At 46.1% G+C, this 5052-nt stretch carries 3 protein-coding genes; 2 read left to right on the forward strand and 1 reads right to left on the reverse strand.

Translation table 11 applies throughout. The annotated features are described in order from the left end of the window. Positions 1-337: 337 nt before the first annotated feature. Complete coding sequence (locus tag GY843_RS10545) at positions 338-1411, reverse strand: TRAP transporter substrate-binding protein (protein ID WP_297309319.1); 1074 nt, start codon at positions 1409-1411, stop codon at positions 338-340. 361 nt (positions 1412-1772) lie between these two features. Here GY843_RS10545 and pdhR point away from each other — a divergent pair, with 361 nt between their 5' ends. Both pdhR and aceE read left to right on the forward strand, forming a co-directional pair. After that, positions 1773-2540 carry a pyruvate dehydrogenase complex transcriptional repressor PdhR gene (gene pdhR / locus GY843_RS10550; protein WP_297309321.1) on the forward strand — a complete coding sequence of 256 codons (768 nt, stop codon included), beginning with the start codon at positions 1773-1775 and terminating at the stop codon, positions 2538-2540. Between the two features lie 242 nt (positions 2541-2782). Beyond that, a partial coding sequence (aceE, locus tag GY843_RS10555; RefSeq protein ID WP_297309323.1) for a pyruvate dehydrogenase (acetyl-transferring), homodimeric type occupies positions 2783-5052 on the forward strand: 2270 nt, incomplete at its 3' end.

Genomic DNA, 5052 nt, shown 5'->3' on the forward strand with positions numbered 1-5052 from the left:
AGAACAACATAAGCCCAAGCGATTGTGAGACCGAGTCGCTGAATAAACTTATCGATAGCATCAGCGAGTGGGACTGGGGTCAGTTTTTCGTTTTCTGTCACGGAAACTTACCTTCGCTATTAGTGATCAGGATTGGACAAATGGGACATGTAATCCAATAACCTAATCTATTTATAGTTATAAAATGCACCCGGATACAAACTGGGAGTGAAAGAACTCTAGTATCGGGCTTTGTGGGAGCGACGCCTCCGGTGCGATATCCCCTTCAAATATCGCTATGGAGGCGTGCTGCCTGTATCAGGAAGACTGCCCCTGGTGCAGTCTCAAGTTTGCGGTATTACTTCTTAGATGCACGTGGCAGGAATGCGTTAGCTTCCCACAGATCGTAACCGCTACGGAATGCGCTCATGTCATCCCATACTTTCTTGAAGAATGGATCAGCTGCAGTTTTCTCAGCTACAACTTCATCCCATGTAGATTTGAAAGTGCTCAGCATTGTTTCGTTCCAGTAGCGGATCTCAACACCGTTCTGCTTAGCTTTTTCCATTACTGGGAACTGCATCGCTTCACCTTCAGCAATTGCATTAGTCATAGACGCTTTACAGGTTGTTTCAACCAGTGCTTTCTGACCTTTGCTCATCTTGCCCCAGGTGTCTTTGTTGATCAGCAGTTCGAAAACTGTTGCCTGCTGGTGCCAGCCTGGAAAGTAGTTGTACTTAACAATTTTGTGGAAACCTAGGCGCTGGTCGATTGCTGGCTGAGAGAATTCAGATGCATCGATTGCACCTTTTTCCAGAGCACCGAAGATTTCACCGCCTGGTAGCTGAACTGTACCTACGCCCAGTTTTTCCATTACGGAAGCACCCAGACCGAAGAAACGCATGTTCAGACCTTTTAGATCTTCTGGCTTTTCGATTGGCTTGGAGAACCAGCCAGATGTTTCTGGAGAGATGATTGCGCAAGGCATAACTTTTACATTGTAGCCAGCGTTGTCATACATCTCCTGGTAAAGGCTCATGCCGTTACCATAGTACAACCATGCCATGTACTCACCTGCTTCCGGACCAAAAGGTACAGCGGAGAACAGTGCTGCTGCAGGCATTTTGCCCTGCCAGTAACCAGCTGTGGAGTAACCAGAGTTAACTTTACCGGAAGATACAGCGTCCAGAATCTCTTTAGGACTAACCAGCTTGCCTGGCTCGTAGATCTTCATTTTAACTTTACCGTCACTCACAGTTTTCAACTGATCAGCAACCCAAACAATTGGAGTACCTAGTGCTGGAAGGTGAGAACCGAAAGCGATTGGAGTTTTCAGAAGCAGTTTGTCAGCAGCCTGAGCTGGAGCTGTGGTACCTGCTACAGCAGCAGTGACTACAGCTGCAGAAATCAGAGACTTGGCGAACTTTTTCATGTTACATCCTCTAGAGATTCATTTTTTTATATTTAGTATCGGGTCGCAGTCAGCAGAGGATTTAAGACCTGTAAGAACCTATGCTGCGCTGCGACAATCTCAATTGGTAAGACCAATTTACCGTAAGAGACTTCCTACTGTATTTTTTTTGAGCAGGTGATGTCAATGTTTTTTTTTGCTTAAGTAACTATAGTTGGGATTTTTAAGAACGAGTTTAAATGTCGAATAGTCTATGTTTTCTGGGCTTTTAGAGAGGGTTCGGTAGCGTTATGAAAAATAATCTAAATCAATTATTGTTTTCTGATCTTGGATTGGATTAGTATTTTTATTGGTCTTACCAAATATAAATAGAGTGAAGAAGATGAGTTATAACAGGGTTAAGCAGCCGAAAATATCTGATGTAATCATGGAGCAGATGGAGGCCATGATACTGGAGGGAACGTTGAAACCAGGTCAGAAGCTGCCGCCTGAACGGGAGCTTGCAAAACAGTTTGAAGTTTCTCGGCCATCTTTGCGTGAAGCTGTGCAGAAGCTTGCGGCAAAAGGCTTATTGATAAGCCGCCAGGGCGGAGGAACCTATGTGTCGGAAGACCTAGGGGGCTCTTTCTCTGATCCTCTGCTTGAACTGTTTCGTGCTCACCCGGAAGCTCAATACGACCTTCTTGAATTCCGTCATGCGCTTGAGGGGGTGGCCGCTTATTATGCTGCACTTCGTAGTACGCCTGCTGATAAAGAAGCGATTCTGCAATGTTATGCGGAGCTCCAAAAGTACCACGACAGTAAAGAGATACAGAAAGAGGTGTATGCCGATGTTGATTTTCATCTGGCGATAGCGGCCTCCACACACAACATGGTTTTGCTGCATATGATGCGCGCGCTGTTCAATCTGCTGCGTGAGCATATCTGGGATAACCTGAAGAATATCTATCCCCGTTCCGATTACCGTGAAAAGATCCATTCCCAGCATAAAGTGCTGATGGATGCTATTCTCGAAGGGGACCCTGAAAAAGCTCGTCAGGCTGCGCATCATCATCTGGCTTATGTCGAAGATGCTCTGTTGGAGGGTGAGCGTGAAAATACAAGGTTGGAGCGAGCGTTGAGGCGCGCGAATATTAGTACCGACTTATAAATTGTATATTTACTACAAGAAAGTTCCTGTTAAATCTTTTAATTAGTACTAAAGATCTAAAATTCATTAGATTGTAGACACTTTGGTAATAATTATGTAGTATAACTACAAGATAATTACTACAAGACTTGTTCAGGTGGATTTGCTTGCTGATAGGAAGCACATAAGCACCCACTACTGACAAAGGTCATCTATTAAAAAACACATAATGCGTTAACTTTTTTGAGAGTGGAGAGGTCAAAGTGCAAGACATTATTGATGACGTTGATCCAATTGAAACCCAGGAGTGGTTGGATGCACTTGAGTCCGTAGCCAAAAATGATGGTGATGATCGGGCTAAATATATTCTGAGTAAGCTAGGCCAGAAGGCTATGGATATGGGGGTTGGTTCGTCAGCGGCCCTAACAAGCCCATATCGAAATACGATCCGGTCAAAAGATGAAGCGCGTATGCCAGGCGACCTGTTTATGGAGCGCCGCATTCGTTCTTTTATTCGTTGGAACGCCATGGCGATGGTTATGCGTGCTAATGATAATGATGATGGCCTGGGTGGTCACATCTCATCTTTCTCTTCTTCTGCAACCCTTTACGATATTGGTTTTAACTACTTCTTCCGAGGTAATGAGGGTGGCCAGGAATCTGATATGGTCTTCTTCCAAGGGCATATTTCTCCGGGCATCTATTCCCGTGCATATCTTGAAGGCCGTCTGACAGAAGATCAGCTGGATAATTACCGTCGTGAAGTAGACGGTCATGGTCTTTCCTCATATCCGCATCCTTGGTTGATGCCTGATTTCTGGCAGTTCCCAACGGTATCTATGGGTCTGGGTCCGATTCAGGCAATCTATCAGGCGCACGTAATGCGCTACCTGTCAGCACGTGGCTTGATTAACCGTGGTGATCGTAAAGTATGGGCATTCCTGGGTGATGGTGAGTGTGATGAGCCAGAATCTCTGGGTGCAATTTCACTGGCAGGCCGTGAGCAGCTAGAAAACCTGATCTTTGTTGTGAACTGTAACCTGCAGCGTCTGGATGGCCCTGTTCGAGGTAACGGTAAGATCGTTCAGGAGCTGGAAGGTATTTTCCGTGGTGCTGGTTGGAACGTTATCAAGTGTCTGTGGGGGCGTCATTGGGATGCTCTGTTTGCAAAAGATACTAAAGGTCTTCTGCAGAAGCGCTTTGATGAAGTGTGTGATGGTGAGCTTCAGAACTACAAGGCGAACGGTGGTGCATACACCCGCGAGCATTTCTTCGGTAAGTACCCTGAGCTGCTAGAGATGGTTGCTGATCTGTCTGATGAAGACATCATGAACCTGAACCGTGGTGGCCATGATCCATATAAAGTATTCGCGGCTTATAACGAAGCAGTTAATCATAAAGGTCAGCCAACAGTAATTCTGGCGCAGACTGTAAAAGGCTACGGTACTGGTAAGTCTGGTGAAGCGAAAAACGATACCCATTCCATGAAAAAAGTGGCAATGGATGACCTGAAAGACTTCCGTGACAACTTTAATATCCCATTGACTGATGAGCAGCTGAAGGAAGTTCCGTACTACCGCCCAGCGCCAGACTCTCCAGAAATGAAATACATGTTCGAACGTCGTGAAAGTCTGGGTGGTTTCTACCCGGTGCGCCGCACAGAGTTCGAAAAACTGGAAACGCCGCCACTGTCTGATTTTGACGGCCAGTTGAAAGACAGCGGTAAGCGTTCAGCTTCTACCCAGATGGTTCTTAACCGTGTCATGAGTACACTGGTTAAAGACAAAAATATGGGTGAACGTGTCGTACCAATCGTACCTGACGAAGCCCGTACTTTCGGTATGGAAGGTATGTTCCGTCAGTTGGGTATCTACACCTCTGAAGGTCAGCGTTACGTACCGCATGACTCGGATCAGATTATGTTCTACAAAGAATCCAAAACTGGTCAGATTCTTGAAGAAGGTATCAACGAAGCAGGTGCGATGTCTGCATGGATGGCTGCGGCTACATCTTACGCAAACAACAACTGCACCATGGTGCCGTTCTATATTTACTACTCTATGTTTGGTTTCCAGCGTGTGATGGACCTGGCTTGGGCAGCAGGTGATATGCAAGCGCGTGGGTTCCTGATTGGTGCAACATCCGGTCGTACTACGCTGAACGGTGAGGGTCTGCAGCATCAGGATGGTCACAGTCACCTGATGGCGCAGATGATTCCAAACTGTAAGTCCTACGATCCAACTTACGGCTACGAGCTGGCAGTGATTGTTCAGGACGGTATGCGTCGTATGTATCAGGATCAGGAGAACTGCTTCTACTACATCACGACAATGAACGAGAACTACCATCATCCAGCAATGCCTAAGGATGCCGAAGAAGGCATTATCAAAGGTATGTATCTGCTGAAAGAGGGTAAAGATTCTGATAAGAAAGTTCAGCTAATGGGCTGTGGCACTATCCTTCGCGAAGTTGAAGCTGCGGCTGAAATTCTTAGCGAAGAGTTTGGTGTTGAGTCTGATATCTGGAGCACAAC

Source organism: Neptuniibacter sp. (assembly GCF_024231755.1).
Lineage (GTDB): Bacteria > Pseudomonadota > Gammaproteobacteria > Pseudomonadales > Balneatricaceae > Neptuniibacter.

Excerpts from the sequence above, each read along its gene's own strand:
- pdhR (WP_297309321.1), top strand. The coding sequence starts at position 1,773 with ATGAGTTATAACAGGGTTAAGCAGCCGAAAATATCTGATGTAATCATG.
- GY843_RS10545 (WP_297309319.1), bottom strand. The coding sequence starts at position 1,411 with ATGAAAAAGTTCGCCAAGTCTCTGATTTCTGCAGCTGTAGTCACTGCT.